The sequence below is a fragment of the Mammaliicoccus sp. RAM2 genome (assembly GCF_045897195.1).
GTDB lineage: Bacteria > Bacillota > Bacilli > Staphylococcales > Staphylococcaceae > Mammaliicoccus > Mammaliicoccus sciuri.
On sequence record NZ_JBJNWI010000013.1, the window covers coordinates 1 to 18,027 of the forward strand.

Below are 18,027 nucleotides of genomic sequence, written 5' to 3' on the forward strand. Positions count from 1 at the left end.
TATAAAATAATTTGGAGCGGGTGATCGGAATCGAACCGACAACATCAGCTTGGAAGGCTGAGGTTTTACCACTAAACTACACCCGCTTAGCTATATTAAAATTGATGAATGGTGCGGCCGAGAGGATTTGAACCTCCACGGGATTTCTCCCACTAGGCCCTCAACCTAGCGCGTCTGCCATTCCGCCACGACCGCGCATGGTTTGCAGTACTCAATCAATTTGTTATTTAAGTGACTGTTATTAATTATATTACATTAAGTTTACAAAGTCAATAAAAATACTTAACTTTTTAATGTAATTTTACATCGAATAACTTGTCTTATTATTTGTTACGTTTCGTTCAAGCAACATTAACTATAATACGCCGGATCAATTATTTCGTCAATGCTTTTTCATTAAAAATTTATATAAAAAGTACTACACTAGCATATTTTTAGTGTAGTACTTTCCCAATTATTCTTTATGTTATATTTTTTAACTTTCCACCACATGTTCCACATCTATATTTACGTGTATTAACACGTTTAATACGTTTGAATTCTGCCCTACATTGTCCACATTGATATAAATAGTTAGCTCGTTCTTCATAACTTTGAACTGCTTTACAAAATCGTGGTGCCCCTACTTCGTTACTTAATTCTTTAAATGCTTTGTCTTTATGCTGATATCCTTTACCTTCTATATGTAAATGATAATGACAAAGTTCATGTTTAATAATATCTATAAGCGCTTCAACACCAAAATTTTCATATTGTTTCGGATTAATTTCTATATCATGACTATTTAATAGATACCTTCCGCCAGTTGTTCTTAACCTTTTGTTAAATACTGCATTATGTTTAAAAGGCTTATTAAAATATTCCATTGATATATTAGAAACAAGTTCTTGAAGTGCCTTATTGTCCATTAGGGTCTATCATAGTTAATGATACTTTTTGTTTTTCTTGGTTTACATCTAATACCCAAACATCAACTATATCTCCTACACTTACAACATTCATAGGATGCTTAACATATCCTTTAGATAATTTAGAGATATGAACAAGACCATCTTGTTTGACACCTATATCTACAAACGCACCAAAGTCTACAACATTTCGTACTGTACCACTTAAAGCCATATTTGGTTTCAAGTCTTCCATAGAAAGAACATCTGATTTTAAAATTGGTGTTTCAAATTCATCTCTTGGGTCTCTTAAAGGTGCTATTAACGAAGCAATAATATCTTCTAGCGTTGGTATACCTATATTTAATGTTTCACTTGTATCTTGTATATCTAATTTATTCAGTTTTTCTTTTAATACATCAGAACCAATATCTTCTTTTTGTAAACCAACATATTGAATCAGCGCATAAGCCGCTTCATAACTTTCAGGGTGAATAGCTGTTTTATCAAGTGGTTCGCTTCCATCTAGTATTCTTAAAAATCCAATACTTTGTTCAAATGTTTTATTACCTAATCTAGGAACTTTAGCTATTTCTGAATGATGTGTAATAACACCTTTTTCTTCTCTAAATTTAATAATGTTATTTGCAACTGTATTGCTAAGACCAGAAACATAACTTAGTAACGATGGAGATGCTGTATTCACATCAACACCAACTTGGTTAACAGCAGTTTCCACGACGAATTTTAAAGTTTCACTTAGTGCTTTTTGATTTACATCATGTTGATATTGTCCTACACCGATTGATTTAGGATCTATTTTAACAAGTTCACTTAATGGATCTTGTACGCGTCTACCTATAGATACAGCACTTCTTTCTTCAACTTTAAAATCAGGAAATTCTTCTCTAGCAATATCTGAAGCTGAATAAACTGAAGCGCCAGCCTCGTTGACGATAACAAATTGGCAAGGTAAGTTATGCTTTTTAATCATTTCAGCTACAAATTGTTCTGATTCTCTACTTGCTGTTCCGTTACCAATCGCAACTAATTCAATGTTATGTTTCTTTATCATATCTACAAATATCTTTTCCGCTTGATCAGTTTTAGAAACTGGTGGATGAGGAAATATCACGTTTTTATCAACAAATGAGCCATATTCATTAATAACTGCTAACTTACAACCCGTTCTGTAAGCTGGATCTAGTCCTAGAATTTTTTTACCTTTTAATGGTGCTTGTAATAAGAGGTTTTTTAAATTCTCAGAGAAAATCTCAATTGCATGTTCTTCAGCTTTTTGTGTTAATTCACTTCTAATCTCTCTTTCAATAGAAGGTAAGATTAATCTTTTTAAACTATCTTGAATGGCTTCTTTAATAACTTCAATATGTTTATGTACTTTTTCAACAAATTGAGCCGTTAAATAACTTTCTAATGATTCTGTATCTATTTCAAATCCTACTTTTAAAATGCCTTCTGATTCTCCCCGGTTAATTGCTAGAACTCTGTGAGGTACTATTTTCTTAATTGGTTCTTCATATGTATAGTACATTTCAAAGATATTTTTCTCATCTTCAGCTTTCTTTTTCTTCTCAGTAACTAATTTACCTTGTCTTTCAACACTGTTTAAAATGTATTTACGGTATTTAGGTTCATCTGAAATCATTTCAGCTATAATATCTCGCGCACCTTTGATGGCATCTTCATGAGATTCAACTTCTTCAGTAATATATTTTGAAGCTTCTTCTACTAAATCAATATTAGAAGTACCTTCTAGTATCCATTTAGCTAAAGGTTCTAACCCTTTTCGTTTTGCTTCTGTAGCTCTTGTTTTTTTCTTTTTCTTAAATGGTCGATATAAATCTTCTATTCTTTGTAATTTTGTTTGTTTTAAAATGTCATTTTTTAAGTCTTCTGTTAGTAAACCTTGTTCATCAATTAATCTGATGACTTCTTCTTTTCTATTATGCAAGTTAAGTGCATATGTATATTCATTTTCAATTTGTTTAATTTCAACTTCATCAAGTCCACCAGTTAATTCTTTTCTATATCTTGCTATAAAAGGCACGGTATTCTTATCTTCTAGTAATTCTAGTACAGTTTTAATTTGTTTTTCTGTAAAAGGATGATTTTTCTTTATGATTTCTATTAGTTCTTGATTCATAATTGCCTCCTAAAAATGGTTATATTCTATTTTAACATAAATAGAATATAACCATTTTTGATTTTAAAAAGAGACAGAAACATTTCAAATGTTTCTGTCTCTCCTATTATATGAATTATTTCATTGCAGCTTCTTTTAATTTTTTTATTGCTGTTCTTTGAAGTCTTGAAACATGCATTTGACTGAGACCTATTTTTTCTCCGGTCTCTTTTTGACTTAAGCCCGTAATAAAGGTGTATTGAATTATTTCTCTTTCTCTATCCGTTAAAATAGGCAGAATTTTTTCTAATATCATTCTTTTTTCAGTTAAATCATAACCTTCTTCTGATTCTCCCATAATATCTAGCAATGTAACGGTAGATCCGTCTTTATCCGCTTCGATAGAATGGTCAACACTTAAGGCATTATAACTTTGACCCATTTCCATTGCTTCTAGAACATCTTCTTCGGTTACTTCTAGTCTATTTGCAATTTCAATAATTTTAGGTGACCTTCCTAATTCATTAGTCAATTCTTCATTTGCCTTTTTTATTTTAGGGCCAATTTCTTTAATTCGTCTAGGTACATGTACACTCCAAGTTTTATCTCTTAAATATCTCTTTATCTCACCAATTACAGTTGGAACTAAAAATGCTTCAAACTTTCTTTCAAATGAAACATCAAATCTTTTTATAGCACCTAATAAACCAACCATACCAACTTGAACAAGATCTTCATGATGTGCTTGGCCTTTAGAATATTTATACGCTAAAGATTCTACTAATTTTTGATAATGTAATACTAGCTTTTCTTGAGCTTCGCTATTATCATTTTCTTGGTAATCTGCTATCCAAGCATTAATGTCTTCTGGAGAAACTTCATTATAAACTTTGGACTCTTCCGTCATGTGTTTGCACCTGCTCTTTAGATAAATACTTTGTCATACTTATTGTAACACCAGCATCTTTTTGGACACTTACTTCATCCATTAATGATTCAATAAGAAATAGTCCTAATCCACCTTGTCTCAAGAAATTGATATTATCACTTTCTTGGTATGGTCCAAGCACTTTTTTAGCTTCTTCATAATTAAAGCTTTTACCTGAATCTGATACAATGATTTCTATTTTATCTTCAAACACAAGATAACCTATTAATATTTCGCCTTCAACTTTATCACTATATGCGTGTTTTACTGCATTTGTTACCGCTTCTGACACTGCAATTTTTGAATCTTCAATATCTTCATATGAAGCACCAGCTCTATTAAACACGCCAGATAATGTCAATCTGACTAGACCAACATATTCTGGAGCTGCTGGGAATCTCATCTCTATATAATCATAGTTAGATGTCATCACGTTATACCTCCGTTCCTTTGTTGACATGCATTAATTCTTTAAGACCCGTAATATCAAATAATCTCTCAATTCTATCAGATACACCAAGCACATATAGTGATTTATCATGTTCATTGAGTGATTTTAATGTGCCAACAAATAAACCTAAGCCAGTAGAATCCATATAACTTACGTTCTCCAAATTAACATGTATATCATGCGTTCCTTTTTGTCTAATCGGTTGTAATACGTCTTGAAGTTGAGGCGCAGTGTACACATCCAATTCTCCGCCAACTTTAATTTCATAGTAATTTTCATGTTCTGTAGTTTCAATGTTAAGATTCATTCCTTGTTACACCCCTAAATGTATTAGACTTTCATCATTTATTTTTACCCGTTTTTAAAATATTTAATCTTATTTAACACATCTTAAATATTTTTACCTTACAACTATTTAACACGTTTAACAATTAATATCGTTAAATCATCTCTTTTATTTGGATTCTGTAGTTTGACAAGTTCTTCATATAAAATTTGAACGATGTCTTGAGGATGAAGTTGTTTGTACTCATCAATCATACTTAATAAATCTGTCGTTTTGATAAATTCATTTTGTTGATTACGTAATTCCGTGACACCATCAGTAAAGACGATAATCATATCTTGTAATTCTATTTTTATTTCACTTTGTTTATAACGTGTATGTTTATTAACGCCGAGCACAATACCTCGTTCAGACATTTCTTCAAATTCTCCAGTCTGACTTCTATATATGTATCCAGGCTCATGTCCTGCAGAACTATAATAAAGCATGTTATTAATTTCTTCATATAGTCCATAGAACATTGTCACAAACATATTTTGATTAACGTTCTTTTCCACAACTCGATTCAAACGTTTTAAACCGTCACTCGGCAATTGCGAATGGCCGTATGAATCCATGCCAAATTTAATCATACTCATCGCTAATGCTGCCGGTATCCCTTTACCGATTACATCTGCTACTGCAAAACTCATAGTTCCGTCATTATGATCAATTAAATTAAAATAATCTCCACTTACTTTTTGTGCTGGAACAGAAATTGCCCCAATTTGAATACTATCAAATTGAGGGATTTGAGGCTTTAGCATCGTTTGTTGCAAACTAGACGCAACTTCCATTTCTTTATCATGAATTTTAATCTTATTTAATAACTTCTTATAATCACGGTATGTAAAGCCATAACCTATCATGACTTCTAAAAGAACATCAAATGAACGAATGATTTGTTCTTTAGTCAAGTCTTGTTCCTGATCCATAATATTTACATGTAATTGTACTATCTCCTCTGGTGAAACATTATCTTCTATGGCTTCAGTTGAAAATGTTTGGCATGATGATAAAATTTCATCATCATTTGTTTGAACATAATCAAGTAATAATTGAAGATACTGTTGTTTCTTTTGTTCTGACACGAAGTCACCTCGTTTCAAATATACTAAAAAAGCTTTAGGTTAATCCTAAAGCGGAAGACGTTTTAAAGTAATATTGATTCTTTTAAAACTATTTCATTATGTATTACCTAATGTATCAAATTTTTGTTGCAAAGTTAGATTGAGGCTGATGGCAATAGCGATATCAACCTCTTTCATCTTTGCATCAGATAAATATGTTAATTTTTCTTTTAAGCGTTTTTTATCAATTGTTCTGATTTGTTCAAGCAAAATTACGGAATCTCTGTCTAATTTATATTTCGCTGCCTCAATTTCTACGTGAGTGGGAATTTTGGCTTTATTTATCTTACCAGTAATTGCTGCAACAATCACAGTCGGGCTATATCGATTACCTGTATCATTCTGGATAATGACGACTGGTCTTGTTCCCCCTTGTTCAGAACCTGTAACTGGTGAAAGATCTGCGAGATATACATCTCCTCTTCTCATTTATTCACCTTGCTGAGAGGCTAAATGCGATTCATTTGAATCACAAGCTTCGCATTCGCTATAGTATGCTTCAGATGCAAGGGAGAGATTTAAATCGGCCATTGAACGATAGCCTTCTTTCAGTGTTTGTTCTAAACTTTGTGTACGATTTTGCGTTAAAGATGTCATAACAAATACCTCCAGATAAAATAAATGTAAATTTTGTTGATTAAGTTATTAATATCATAACAAATGTAACTCTATTTGACTATGCTATTTTAATAATTCGTTCGTAATTTCAACATTTTCACCATCATGATATATACGTGGTAATCTTTTTTTCAAGTTACAAAGTACTTCATAATTAATGGTATCTTGCGCTTCAGCAACCTTTTCTGCTGATTGTTCTGAATCAACATCATTATCCATGAGAATGACTTTATCACCTCTTTGAACATCATCTGGCACTTTTATCATTGTTTGATCCATACATACTCTACCTATGACAGGACAATTCACACCATTTACTTTCACGAGCGTATCTTGCATCTTTCTTAAATAACCATCTGCATAACCTATTGGCAATGTGGCTACTTTAATACGTTCACCAGCAGTAAATGTAGCACCATAACTCACTGTTTCGCCTGGTTCTAAATACTTTGTTTGAACGACTTCTGTTATTAATTGTGCAGAAGGTTTTAATTTTAAATTAGAAATTTCTTGAATATATTTTGATGGATAATATCCATATAACGAAATACCAAATCTAACAGCTGTGCAAATGGACGCATCATATCTTAAGGCTCCTGCTGAATTTTGAGCATGTATATATTCAGGTGTTTGAGACGACTCTACAAATTCTTCAAATAATTCATATTGCTTTTTAGAGAAATCATTTGGTTCATCTGCAGATGCAAAATGTGTGTACACACCTTCAAATATAAGGCGTTCATGTTGTTGTATTTTATGCACGACATGTTGGTAACTTTCAATATCTTTTAATCCAATTCTACCCATGCCTGTATCAATTTTCACGTGCATCCATAAAGGTTTGTCAGAATCATCATCTATTGATTCTATTGCATCATCTAACCATTGTTCAGATGGAACGGTTAATGCAACTCTATGTTGAACAGCTTTATTAATATCTTTAGTATTAATAACGCCGAGTACTAATATTTTTGCTTTAACACCATGCATTCTTAATTCAATTGCTTCATCTAATGTGGCAACTGCAAAGAAGTCTACACCTTCATTCATTAAGTATGTCGCAATCGGTACACTTCCTAATCCGTACCCATTTGCCTTAACGACTGCCATAATCTTCTTATTTGGATGAAGTCTTCCTACTGCTTGATAATTTTCTAGTATTGCCTTTAAATCGACGTTGATATAAGTTGGCCTATAATATTTTTCGGACAACAGCAAGGCACCTCCTCTTATAATATTTGTATTTTATCATATAGAAATCAATCTTGCTTAATATTTTCTATAATCACAATGGCTTCTGCATAATGTTTCGTGTGTGTAATGGAAGGATGAACACGATAGCCTTCACAAATGATTTCTGGTTTTCCATTTTCATCTGGTAAACAATTAATCGAGTGAAAACCGTACTTTTTACCGATCCCTGTCCCCATAGCTTTACTAAATGCTTCCTTCACAGCAAATCTACCGGAAATGAATTCGATTTTTCTTGATTCTAATTTAATTTTGTTGAAAATATTTAATTCGTCTTTTGTTAAAATTTTATTGACCATTTCTGGTCGTTTCGTATACCAATCTTGTATACGTTCTATTTCGACTAAATCTATGCCGACACCTTGAATCATCGTTAACACCTTCATTTTCACTGATTAAAAATCATTTTTCAATTCTATTTTGTATCGCGTGTTTAATACGGTTTGCCTTATCTTTATTTAAATATTGAATCATACGATTTCCTCCAGCCGTAGACAACGTAATATTAGCCAGGTTAAACTTTCTCATTATGAATCCTTCATATAAATCAACATTTTGAATTCTACCCATAGGTATCGTTGTTTCTCTAATCATAAAAATACCTGATTTAATGTTTATTTCATCGTCATTTATTTCATATCTGAAATTTCGATACATATAATAAGGCTGGATGATTAAACCATATATAGCTATTACTACGATAAGCGCTACTGGAATAAGAAGAAACCATTTTGAAGCTGTCGTCCACCATAGATTAAAAATAACTGCCATAACGATTATTATGATGATAAGTATTGAAATTGTAATGAGCGATCCAATACGTTCAACGACCATTCCTTTTTTATCCATTCTATATCTAGGAAGCATCTATATGACCTCCTTTATCTTTATACCATTTATAAATATTTAACGTATCTTGTTTATTGATAAATCTTAATCCTTTAGACAACATACCATTTCCATATGCTATTTGAATTGAGAAATGTGCAATATCTTTACGTTTAATAATTGGATTTTCATGTAATTCAAAAGTTAAAATCTTATTTCTATTCGCCCAAATTGTTGTATATTCAAACGGTGTTGCATTCAATATGACAATTGAGTCGTCATAAATTTTATATCCAGATTTCAACGTAATAATACTTGCGTAAAATAGCATAACTAAGAATATCACTAATCCTATAATCCAAGTATAAGACCATAAATATATTTGGATAGGAACCACAATTAATAATAAAATAATTGTCGGAATCAACACTCTTCTACGAATACCTTGTTTAGGTAATCCTTTCTTTACTGAATGAAACTGAAACTGTGGAATAATGTCTTCAAGCAATTGATAAGCTTCTTTTTTCTTCATAAATGGCAAGATTGTCACAGTACCTACATCAGTATCTTCTCCATTTTCAAAATGTCCATCTGAAGTAATAATCGCTGATATTTTTGTGTATCCGATCACTTTTCTAAATATAGATTCTTCTTCTTTTAACGCTTGTATTCTTCTGATTGGAACGGTACGCTTTTGAACAGTTAACAGACCATATTTAACCGTTAAAAGTTCCCCATCAAATGTTAATTGATATTTATAATTTTTAATAAATACAATGAGTGATCCAATAATATAACTTAATATGATAAATACAAGCACAATTGAAATGATTACAAATGTTAAATTAACAACTTGATTAATTAGTGGGCTAATATAATCTTCGATATCGATTATTTGTGTTACAAATCCAAGTAATGAGCCAAGTGCCGCAAATACAATTAAAATACCACCACTTGTGAAACTCATTTTCAATAAATCTTTAGTTGATAATCTAAAGAACACGACTTCTTCTTTCTCATTAATAATATCTTGATGTTCAGAATCAGTCGACACAACTTGTTCCTCGTTTAAATCATCTTCGCTTTGCTCTTTATTTTTGATAGCAAATTTTCTTTCTTTTAAATATTTCGAAAGACTATCACTTTGTGACTTCGTAATCGTATCTAATTCAATGCCATCACTCGGTGTTTTAATACTTAAACTCACGCCACCTAACAATTGGTGTACTATATTTTGAGAAGTATCAACAGATTGAATCCTTTCAATATTTAACTCTTTACGATTTTTTGAAAAGACACCCCAAGTCATAATTAATTGGTCATTCTCAATCCAATAACGTGTATTGTAAATCTTAATTGCTTTAAAAATGCTACTTATAAGTGAAAAACCTAAAATAACAATAGGAAATGTAAGTTCCCAAATATTATCTAATCCACGTGTCATAACGATAAACGCAGCTATTATTAATGGAAATATATTTTCTTTTAAACTAGCTAAAAACCCACTAACATAAGATATTGGATGTAATCTTTGCGGATCAAACATCATCAGTCACCTCTTTAACCTTAGTCATGATATTTAATCTCGTTTGGTCAGCTATCTCTCGGTTGACCATTGGCAACACTTCTAAATTACCTGCTGTTACAACAACGACAAAATAAATATTAAACAATCTTGAAATTGGTCCGTGCTTTATCGTTACATATTGAATTCTGTCATAAGGCTGTACAAATCTCTTTTGATAATAAAGCCCACTTTGTACCTCAATATACCTTTCTCCAATTTCAAACGATGTTCTTCTAAGTCTTATGATCGGACTAATAAATCCTATCGCTATAATCAACAGCACAATCGGTGTCACAATATAAATGAGAAATGTCCACCAATCATATTTATACCATAAAAATACAAATACACTGTACAAAATTAAGATAACTATGACATTTACAATATGATTTACATACTCATATTTTATAGACTGTTTTGGCATTTTATGTTCGAGTATTGGTTTATACATATAATCTCCTCTATCGTTCAATTTACGAGTATTATATCATAAAAAAAGTGTGCGTAACCTTAGAGATTACACACACTTCTTGTTTAGTTTCTATTTTGAATGCTCAGCAAATGTTCTACCTGAGAATTGTTTTTTTGAACGTTGTTTGTTTGGTTTATTGTTTTTACCTTTGTTACGGTCAAATTGATTGTTTTTATCATTTCCGCGACGTTTGTTGTTTTTACCATCAAATCTAGTTCTAGATTTACCACGTGAGTTACCACCACGGTTACCTTGTTTGCCTCTATGATTAGATTTTTTAGATAATGGTTTTTCAAATGTTAGTTGAACTTCTGCATCGTTGTTAGAAGTAATTAACTCTTGTAATAATGCAGCAACTAATTTTTGGTCACCATATTCTTTAATTAATGATTCAGCAATTTTTTCAATGCGACCTTCGATTGGACTTTCTACCCAACCTTTAACTTTAGCTTTAACATCTGATTCTTTAGCTTTCATAACTTCACCTGGTGTTGGTGGACGTAAAGCACTCATTTGACGTTTATTAGCTTTTTCTATTTGACGGATATAATCCATTTCAATTGGATTTACAAATGTAACGGCAACACCTTGTTTACCCGCTCTACCTGTACGACCAATACGGTGAGTATAACTTTCAGTATCTTGAGGGATATCAAAGTTATAAACGTGACTTACGCCAGAGATATCTAAACCACGAGCTGCAACATCTGTAGCTACTAAAATATCGATTTGATCATTTTTGAATTTTTTCAATACTTCTAATCGTTTAGCTTGAGTAATATCTCCGTGTAAACCTTCAGCACGGTATCCTTTAGTAATTAACGCACTTGTTAATTCGTCAACACGACGTTTCGTACGACCGAATACAATCGCTAATTCAGGATTTTGAACGTCTAATAAATTCGTAAATGTCTCGAATTTTTCTAATTCTTTAACAATTGTGTAGAATTCATCAATTTGTGGATCTGACAATTCGTTAGACATTGTTTTAACGATTTGTGGACTCTTCATAAATTTTTGAACTAATTCTTGAATAGCTTTAGGCATTGTTGCTGAGAATAGTAATGTTTGACGATTTTCGGATGGAAGTTTAGACATTATAAATCTCATATCATCTATAAAGCCCATGTTCATCATTTCATCTGCTTCATCTAAGATCAATGTAGAAATTGATTCTGTTTTTAATGTTCTTCTATTTAAGTGGTCAATCACACGTCCTGGTGTACCTACTACGATTTGCGGACCTTTTTTAAGTGATTTGATTTGTCTGTCTATTGGCATGCCACCGAATACAGTTACAACACTTACGTTTTGTCCTTTGCTGAAACTACGTAATTGTTCTGCCACTTGGTTTGCTAATTCACGTGTTGGTGCAAGAATCAATGCTTGTACACCTTGTTTATCTGCTACTTTATCAATTAATGGAATACCAAATGCACCAGTTTTTCCTGTTCCAGTTTGTGCTTGTCCTAGCACGTCCGTACCTTTTAATGTATGTGGAATACTTTCGATTTGTATTGGTGTTGGTTCAGTAAATCCCATTTTGTCCAAAGCATTTAAGGTAGCTTCAGAAATACCTAATTCTTTAAATTTTTGCAAAATAATTCTCCTTTTATATAGTTAATTCTTCTCGTCTTTTTTATTCAACTTCTATATACTACCACCCTTTTACCAATAGCGCAATGCGATTAAATCGTCGTTTACATTTAATTTTCATAAACAAAAACACAAAAAAACTGCACTAAAAAGGGATTTAGTACAGTTTTACTTCTTTATTTATTTTTAAATATAAATTTTTCAACTTCATAAAAAACTTTATAATTAACTTTTGATAAACAAATTTCATGCGGTCCTTTATCAATTTCAACTAAACGTGCATGCTTAATTCTCTTCACTAACGTTCTAGATTTTTCAATTGGAACAAGACCATCTATAGTGCCGTGTATGATTAATGTTTTAGCTGATATTTGTTCTGGAATATAAAGTGCACTTTGCTGTAATTTTTTAAAAGCTACAAATGATTTATAGTTTATTTTGACTGTGCGTCTCACCATGAAATCAAGAATTTTCAAATCTGCATATCTCATATTATTGATAAATGTATATGGTGATTTCACCAAGTATTGTATATTGATATTTTCAAAAGCTGGGGCAATTAACACTAATTGATCAGGTTGTTTAATTTTAGCTAACAAACCTGCAATAATGCCACCCATTGAAAATCCTATAACAATGACTTTATCTGATTTCTTCCTTAATGTCTCATATGATTGTTTCGCTCTTTCAAACCACATATCTTCATTTGTATCTTTAATCAATAAATTCAAGCCATGTCCTGGGTATTCCGGTGCTTCAAGTATAAAATCATAGCGACTACTCAAATATTCAATTAATGGTAATAACTCATAACGACCACCTGTATAACCATGTAAAAACAAGATACCTACTTTCATGTAAGTGCGTTAATAATCGTTTCGAGTGACATACCTCTAGAACCTTTAAACAAAGTGATAGAGTCTTCATTTAATTGATTTTTTAAATAGTCTGTGATTTCTTCTTTATCCTCAAAGTGATAAGTTTCAGTTATATATGCTTTCGCAATATTTGATATATGAGCCGCTTCTTCACCATATGTAATTAACGTTTGTATAGCTTTATGTTCTAAATAATAGCCAACTTGCTCATGCATCTCTCGACTCATTTCGCCTAATTCTAATACATCCGCAAGAATAAGTGTCTTATCTGTTTGTTCCATATTATGCAGTGTATCTATTGCTGCTTTCATACTCGTTGGACTTGCATTATATGCATCATTAATGAGTAGACCATATTGTTCTGTTTCAATTCTTTGCATACGCATATCGGTTAATACAAGATCATCTAAGGAGCTTTGAATTATGTCTTCCGTTACACCTAAATGTTTAGCAACTTGTATTGCATATGTTGCATTTTTAACATTGTGTTCACCTAATATATTTAAATGATAAATGAAGTGACTATTATTTAAATGAAAGTTTATACCGTGACTTGATGACTGATTCGTTTTGATGATGACATCATTATCATTCGCTATCCCTACAGATAGTTTGTCATGTTGCAATTTAGATACGAAAGGTTTAAGTAATGGCTCATCTCCATCGTAAATAAATAGTCCATTCTCTTTAAGACCTTCTGTAATTTCAAATTTGGCTTTTGCAATACCTTCTCTAGAACCTAAATCTTGCATATGAGACTCACCAATATTCGTGATAATCGCAACATCAGGTTCTGCTAAATGAGTTAATTCACTAATTTCACCAAATCCACTCATACCCATTTCTAGAATGGATACTTCAGTATCTTCATTTAAGTCTAGTATCGTCAATGGGCAACCAATCTCATTATTATAATTTCCTTGTGTCTTCTTAACTTTAAATGATTTATTCAATACACATTCAACCATATCTTTAGTTGTTGTTTTCCCATTTGAACCGGTAATCGCAACAACTTTAGGGTTTACATATTTTAAATATGCTTTAGCTAAATTTTGTAATGCTGCTAATGTATTATCAACAAAAATAATGGGTCCTTCTGGCGGATTCGGAACATCTTTTTGCCAAAATGATGCACCTGCACCATCATCAAGTGTTTGACGTACAAATTTATGACCATCTACATTTTCACCTTTAAATGGTATAAACAAATTTGATTCAGCAATTTTTCTTGAGTCTATACATGTACCTTGAACAACGACATCAAGATATTCACCTTGAATGTCACAATCAATCCATTCTTTTATTTTACGTAAATTAATATTCATTCTATTTACCCTCAGTCAATTTTATATTTGATATTCTTCTTGTTATCGTATCGTTCAATAGCAAGTTCAATTAACTTAGTTATAAGTTCTGTATAGCTTAAGTTCATGTTCTCCCATAATAATGGATACATGCTGTATTGTGTAAATCCTGGCATTGCATTTGTTTCGTTAATATAAATTGTATTGTCTTCTGTTAAGAAGAAGTCTGCTCTTACTAATCCAGAACAATCTGTTGCTTTAAAAGCTTCAATAGCCATATTTCTTAAAGTTGTTGCTGTTTCTTCATCTACATCAGCAGGTATTTGAAGTTTAACTTTGCCATCTTTATATTTAGATTTATAATCATAAAATTGTACATCTTTAACAACTTCACCTGGTAAAGTTGTTTCTGGATAATCATTACCTAATACAGCTACTTCAATTTCTCTTGCATCAACACCTTGTTCGATAACAAGTTTACGGTCAAATTGAAATGCTTCTTCAATACCAGAAATTAATTCTTCTTTATTCGTACATTTACTAATACCAACACTTGATCCTAAATTTGCTGGTTTAACGAAAACAGGATATTCAAGTTTATTTTGAATAAGCTCCACTATATTACGTTCATATTTCTCGTATTCACTTTTTAAGAAACTTACATATGGTAATTGAGGTAATCCTCTGTGAGCGAATAAATGTTTCATAACTAATTTATCCATTGAACTTGATGCTGCAAGCACACCATTACCAACATAAGGAATATCCAATACTTCAAATAAGCCTTGAATTGTACCGTCTTCTCCGTTAGGGCCGTGTAATAAAGGAAATACTGCACTATATGCGTTTCCATCATTACTCGCTTCTAATAATTTAGATATTGGTGTTAATGTTTCACTTGTTAATTTTAATTGTTCAACATCTTCGACTTTTCCATCAATAGATTGGTCGCTTTTAATCCAATCCCCATCATTTGTAATATAAATGATATCAATTATGTATTTAGATAGATCAACTGCATTGATCACATTTTGAGCCGTTAAAATTGATACATCGTGCTCTGCACTTTTCCCACCATATATAATGCAAATATTTTTTTTAGACATATATAAGCCTCCAAGTAGATTATTAGCCTATATTTTATCATGTTTTTAGCTATTGTTGCACGTATCAACATGACTATTTTAAAAATAACGCTTTTCTGAATAGCAAAATTGTATCACTTTATGTACAATCAAGTTATAATAAAAATTATGAAATTTAGTGTTAATTAAAGGAGTCTTTTAATGGAAACTTCTACTCGTACATTAAATAAATCGTTTCTAGAAAGAATAGATTGGCGATTAATCACGATTATTCTTATCCTATTTGGAACGAGTTGTTTAATAATCAATTCTGCAATGTCTGGCGGACAATATGAAACAAACTTTTTACTTAAACAAGTCTTGTACTATGTGCTTGGTTTTATTTTAGCCATTGCCTTAATGTTCATATCTCCAAAGACACTAAGAAAATATGTTTGGATTATATACATAATTGGAAACTTATCATTAGTTGGACTATTAATTCTACCTGAATCTAGCTTTACACCTATTATTAATGGTGCTAAAAGTTGGTACAGACTGGGACCTATCAGTATCCAACCATCTGAGTTTATGAAAATCATTTTAATTATTGCGCTATCTAATGTTATCTATCAACATAATAGATTTACTTACAATAAATCATTATCAAGAGACTTTAATTTATTACTAAAAATTGGTTTAACTTCTTTAGTACCAATGTTATTAATACTTTTGCAAAATGATTTAGGAACAACACTTGTATTAATTGCGATTATACTTGGTATCGTTGTTGTTTCTGGCGTAACATGGAGAATACTCGCACCAGCATTCATCGCATTATTCGGACTTGGTTCAAGTATCATTTTATTAATGATTTTTAAACCAAGTGTTATTGAGAAAGTTTCAGGTATTAAGACGTATCAATTAGGACGTATTAATTCCTGGCTAGATCCATATGCATACAGCTCAGGCGATGGATACCATTTAACAGAATCTTTAAAAGCAATTGGTTCTGGTCAAATATTTGGTAAAGGCTTAAATAACGGTGAAGTTTATATTCCTGAGAACCATACCGATTTTATATTTTCAATCATTGGTGAAGAATTTGGATTTATCGGAACGATGGCAGTACTAATTATTTTCTTAGCTTTATTCATACACTTAATTAGAATGGCTACTACGACACGTCATCCGTTTAATGTTGTATTTATAATCGGATATTTATCATTCGTACTATTCCACGTTGTACAAAATATCGGTATGACAATTCAACTGCTACCTATCACGGGTATCCCATTACCATTTATAAGTTATGGTGGATCAGCTTTATGGTCATTAATGGCAGGTGTCGGTATATTACTATCCATCTATTACCACGAAAAAGATAAATTCACAGAATCTGGTCAAAAAGCCGACATATAAAAAACCGCATCCTCAAATCGAGGATGCGGTTTTTTAGTTCACCTATTTATTTCAACTTGTTAGTTGCGACATTCGGCAAACTACGCATTATTTCTATTCGTGACTTAGTTTCTGTTATGTTTACGCCTAATGATGATAAAAGTTTGACCACATTCTTTACCTTTGACTTAGGTTGATTCATGGGTACCACCTCTTATTCAATTTAATTACCTTAAGTTCATTCTACTCTAAATTAAGCAGTTTGACTATAGTTCATTCGGCCTATATTGTTATTTTTTTGTTTAATTTGTTATTTTTTTATAATAATTATATGAATGATTTCTTAAACAACTTCATATCCAGCATCGAAAATAGCATTTTCGATATTATCGATACTAGCAGGATCTTCATAAACGACACGTACTTGATTATCATCAGGACTAGCGACTACTTCTTTAACACCGATTAATTGACCAACTGATTCCTCAACTGCTTGTTTGCAATGCCCACAAGACATACCTTCAACATTAATAATTTGTTCTTTCATTTATAACACTCCTATATATTTAAATGATATTTTAATTGATGCCTTTTCATAATCATTATATGCATATGTTTTAGAAGGGTCAAATACAACCTTTTCAATTTTAATTTAAATGTATTATACTAGTTTAAAGATAAAGAAACGGAGGCATTGGTATGAACTACTTCTCATATTTTTCATTTGATTTTTCCATCATAGTATCAGTGCTACTTATTACAGCATTTATTCTGAATGTTGTGTTTGGATTTATTATCATATTCTTAGAACCAAGAGAAGCTGGTGCGATTTGGGCTTGGTTGTTAGTGCTTTTATTTGTTCCAATATTAGGATTTATACTTTACCTACTATTCGGGAGACAAATTCAAAGAAAGAGTATTTTCAACTTAGATGAACAAGATAAAATAGGTCTTGAACACATCATTAATGAGCAAATCAAAGCAATTGATGAAAATAATTTCGAAATTGATAAGCCTGAGATATCTAATTATAAGCATCTTATTCATATGTTGCTTTACAATAACTCAGCCTTCTTAACAACTGACAACAAAGTTGAAATGTTTACAGATGGACATGATAAATTCGATGCACTTATTGAAGATATTAGAAAAGCCGAGTCATATATCCATATTCAATATTATAT

21 protein-coding genes and 2 tRNA genes are annotated in these 18,027 nt (G+C 31.5%); 2 read left to right on the forward strand and 21 right to left on the reverse strand.

All coding sequences use genetic code 11. The features are described from left to right. Positions 1-12 precede the first annotated feature (12 nt). From ACJTHF_RS13815 to ACJTHF_RS13905, 19 genes are all read right to left on the reverse strand, one after another. Positions 13-86 (reverse strand) — tRNA-Gly (locus ACJTHF_RS13815). Between the two features lie 23 nt (positions 87-109). Next, positions 110-195, reverse strand: a tRNA-Leu gene (locus ACJTHF_RS13820). 266 nt (positions 196-461) lie between these two features. Next, the gene (locus ACJTHF_RS13825) at positions 462-908 is read right to left on the reverse strand and encodes a SprT family protein (protein ID WP_048540864.1); all 447 of its coding nucleotides are present in this window, start codon (positions 906-908) and stop codon (positions 462-464) included. Then, on the reverse strand, positions 898-3,051 hold the full coding sequence (locus tag ACJTHF_RS13830; RefSeq protein ID WP_078354896.1) for a Tex family protein: 2,154 nt from the start codon (positions 3,049-3,051) through the stop codon (positions 898-900). The genes ACJTHF_RS13825 and ACJTHF_RS13830 overlap by 11 nt, the downstream gene beginning before the upstream one ends. 115 nt (positions 3,052-3,166) lie before the next feature. Next, the gene (sigB, locus tag ACJTHF_RS13835) at positions 3,167-3,937 is read right to left on the reverse strand and encodes an RNA polymerase sigma factor SigB (protein ID WP_037589755.1); all 771 of its coding nucleotides are present in this window, start codon (positions 3,935-3,937) and stop codon (positions 3,167-3,169) included. Continuing rightward, a complete protein-coding gene (gene rsbW, locus ACJTHF_RS13840) occupies positions 3,912-4,388 on the reverse strand; it encodes an anti-sigma B factor RsbW (protein WP_025904514.1) in 477 nt (158 codons plus the stop codon). Before rsbW ends, sigB begins: the two co-directional genes overlap by 26 nt. 4 nt (positions 4,389-4,392) lie before the next feature. Then, the gene (locus ACJTHF_RS13845) at positions 4,393-4,716 is read right to left on the reverse strand and encodes an anti-sigma factor antagonist (RefSeq protein WP_025904513.1); all 324 of its coding nucleotides are present in this window, start codon (positions 4,714-4,716) and stop codon (positions 4,393-4,395) included. A gap of 104 nt (positions 4,717-4,820) precedes the next feature. Continuing rightward, positions 4,821-5,825, reverse strand: coding sequence for a PP2C family protein-serine/threonine phosphatase (locus ACJTHF_RS13850; RefSeq protein ID WP_048540866.1), 1,005 nt, complete (start codon positions 5,823-5,825; stop codon positions 4,821-4,823). A 96-nt stretch (positions 5,826-5,921) separates the two neighbouring features. Then, positions 5,922-6,293, reverse strand: coding sequence for a type II toxin-antitoxin system PemK/MazF family toxin (locus tag ACJTHF_RS13855; protein WP_048540867.1), 372 nt, complete (start codon positions 6,291-6,293; stop codon positions 5,922-5,924). Continuing rightward, entirely contained in the window at positions 6,294-6,461 is a 168-nt protein-coding gene (gene mazE / locus ACJTHF_RS13860; protein WP_048540868.1) for a type II toxin-antitoxin system antitoxin MazE, read from the reverse strand. It abuts the gene before it with no gap. 84 nt (positions 6,462-6,545) lie between these two features. Further along, complete coding sequence (gene alr, locus ACJTHF_RS13865; protein WP_232157204.1) at positions 6,546-7,694, reverse strand: alanine racemase; 1,149 nt, start codon at positions 7,692-7,694, stop codon at positions 6,546-6,548. Between the two features lie 47 nt (positions 7,695-7,741). Beyond that, positions 7,742-8,104, reverse strand: coding sequence for a holo-ACP synthase (gene acpS, locus ACJTHF_RS13870; RefSeq protein ID WP_058591084.1), 363 nt, complete (start codon positions 8,102-8,104; stop codon positions 7,742-7,744). Between the two features lie 31 nt (positions 8,105-8,135). Continuing rightward, positions 8,136-8,600 (reverse strand): PH domain-containing protein, encoded by a 465-nt coding sequence (locus tag ACJTHF_RS13875; RefSeq protein ID WP_058591085.1) that lies wholly within the window; start codon positions 8,598-8,600, stop codon positions 8,136-8,138. Further along, positions 8,590-10,110, reverse strand: coding sequence for a PH domain-containing protein (locus ACJTHF_RS13880; protein ID WP_232157206.1), 1,521 nt, complete (start codon positions 10,108-10,110; stop codon positions 8,590-8,592). Before ACJTHF_RS13880 ends, ACJTHF_RS13875 begins: the two co-directional genes overlap by 11 nt. Then, positions 10,100-10,579, reverse strand: a complete 480-nt coding sequence (locus ACJTHF_RS13885) for a PH domain-containing protein (RefSeq protein ID WP_058591087.1) — start codon at positions 10,577-10,579, stop codon at positions 10,100-10,102. Before ACJTHF_RS13885 ends, ACJTHF_RS13880 begins: the two co-directional genes overlap by 11 nt. Positions 10,580-10,669: 90 nt before the next feature. Then, a complete protein-coding gene (locus tag ACJTHF_RS13890; protein WP_048540879.1) occupies positions 10,670-12,199 on the reverse strand; it encodes a DEAD/DEAH box helicase in 1,530 nt (509 codons plus the stop codon). A 173-nt stretch (positions 12,200-12,372) separates the two neighbouring features. Further along, positions 12,373-13,053 (reverse strand): alpha/beta hydrolase, encoded by a 681-nt coding sequence (locus ACJTHF_RS13895; protein WP_058591088.1) that lies wholly within the window; start codon positions 13,051-13,053, stop codon positions 12,373-12,375. After that, positions 13,050-14,399: a UDP-N-acetylmuramoyl-tripeptide--D-alanyl-D-alanine ligase gene (locus tag ACJTHF_RS13900; protein ID WP_232157207.1), complete on the reverse strand. Its 1,350-nt coding sequence runs from the start codon at positions 14,397-14,399 to the stop codon at positions 13,050-13,052. The genes ACJTHF_RS13895 and ACJTHF_RS13900 overlap by 4 nt, the downstream gene beginning before the upstream one ends. 11 nt (positions 14,400-14,410) lie before the next feature. Further along, entirely contained in the window at positions 14,411-15,484 is a 1,074-nt protein-coding gene (locus ACJTHF_RS13905) for a D-alanine--D-alanine ligase (RefSeq protein ID WP_048540884.1), read from the reverse strand. Positions 15,485-15,664: 180 nt separating this feature from the next. On the opposite strand from ACJTHF_RS13905, the gene ACJTHF_RS13910 reads away from it, so the two are divergent. Then, positions 15,665-16,864: an FtsW/RodA/SpoVE family cell cycle protein gene (locus ACJTHF_RS13910; protein WP_058591089.1), complete on the forward strand. Its 1,200-nt coding sequence runs from the start codon at positions 15,665-15,667 to the stop codon at positions 16,862-16,864. A gap of 46 nt (positions 16,865-16,910) precedes the next feature. On the opposite strand, the gene ACJTHF_RS13915 is transcribed toward ACJTHF_RS13910, so the two are convergent. Both ACJTHF_RS13915 and ACJTHF_RS13920 read right to left on the reverse strand, forming a co-directional pair. Further along, on the reverse strand, positions 16,911-17,045 hold the full coding sequence (locus ACJTHF_RS13915) for an Lmo0850 family protein (protein WP_224658879.1): 135 nt from the start codon (positions 17,043-17,045) through the stop codon (positions 16,911-16,913). Positions 17,046-17,186: 141 nt separating this feature from the next. Further along, positions 17,187-17,390, reverse strand: a complete 204-nt coding sequence (locus ACJTHF_RS13920) for a copper ion binding protein (protein ID WP_025904499.1) — start codon at positions 17,388-17,390, stop codon at positions 17,187-17,189. 152 nt (positions 17,391-17,542) lie between these two features. On the opposite strand from ACJTHF_RS13920, the gene ACJTHF_RS13925 reads away from it, so the two are divergent. Next, positions 17,543-18,027: PLDc N-terminal domain-containing protein (locus ACJTHF_RS13925; protein WP_407812631.1), on the forward strand; the 485-nt coding region annotated here is incomplete at its 3' end.

Excerpts from the sequence above, each read along its gene's own strand:
- ACJTHF_RS13905 (WP_048540884.1), bottom strand. The coding sequence starts at position 15,484 with ATGTCTAAAAAAAATATTTGCATTATATATGGTGGGAAAAGTGCAGAG.
- ACJTHF_RS13880 (WP_232157206.1), bottom strand. The coding sequence starts at position 10,110 with ATGATGTTTGATCCGCAAAGATTACATCCAATATCTTATGTTAGTGGG.
- ACJTHF_RS13845 (WP_025904513.1), bottom strand. The coding sequence starts at position 4,716 with ATGAATCTTAACATTGAAACTACAGAACATGAAAATTACTATGAAATT.
- ACJTHF_RS13825 (WP_048540864.1), bottom strand. The coding sequence starts at position 908 with ATGGACAATAAGGCACTTCAAGAACTTGTTTCTAATATATCAATGGAA.
- ACJTHF_RS13915 (WP_224658879.1), bottom strand. The coding sequence starts at position 17,045 with ATGAATCAACCTAAGTCAAAGGTAAAGAATGTGGTCAAACTTTTATCA.
- ACJTHF_RS13885 (WP_058591087.1), bottom strand. The coding sequence starts at position 10,579 with ATGTATAAACCAATACTCGAACATAAAATGCCAAAACAGTCTATAAAA.
- acpS (WP_058591084.1), bottom strand. The coding sequence starts at position 8,104 with ATGATTCAAGGTGTCGGCATAGATTTAGTCGAAATAGAACGTATACAA.
- ACJTHF_RS13895 (WP_058591088.1), bottom strand. The coding sequence starts at position 13,053 with ATGAAAGTAGGTATCTTGTTTTTACATGGTTATACAGGTGGTCGTTAT.
- ACJTHF_RS13830 (WP_078354896.1), bottom strand. The coding sequence starts at position 3,051 with ATGAATCAAGAACTAATAGAAATCATAAAGAAAAATCATCCTTTTACA.
- ACJTHF_RS13900 (WP_232157207.1), bottom strand. The coding sequence starts at position 14,399 with ATGAATATTAATTTACGTAAAATAAAAGAATGGATTGATTGTGACATT.
- ACJTHF_RS13920 (WP_025904499.1), bottom strand. The coding sequence starts at position 17,390 with ATGAAAGAACAAATTATTAATGTTGAAGGTATGTCTTGTGGGCATTGC.
- ACJTHF_RS13875 (WP_058591085.1), bottom strand. The coding sequence starts at position 8,600 with ATGCTTCCTAGATATAGAATGGATAAAAAAGGAATGGTCGTTGAACGT.
- sigB (WP_037589755.1), bottom strand. The coding sequence starts at position 3,937 with ATGACGGAAGAGTCCAAAGTTTATAATGAAGTTTCTCCAGAAGACATT.
- ACJTHF_RS13910 (WP_058591089.1), top strand. The coding sequence starts at position 15,665 with ATGGAAACTTCTACTCGTACATTAAATAAATCGTTTCTAGAAAGAATA.
- rsbW (WP_025904514.1), bottom strand. The coding sequence starts at position 4,388 with ATGACATCTAACTATGATTATATAGAGATGAGATTCCCAGCAGCTCCA.
- mazE (WP_048540868.1), bottom strand. The coding sequence starts at position 6,461 with ATGACATCTTTAACGCAAAATCGTACACAAAGTTTAGAACAAACACTG.
- ACJTHF_RS13855 (WP_048540867.1), bottom strand. The coding sequence starts at position 6,293 with ATGAGAAGAGGAGATGTATATCTCGCAGATCTTTCACCAGTTACAGGT.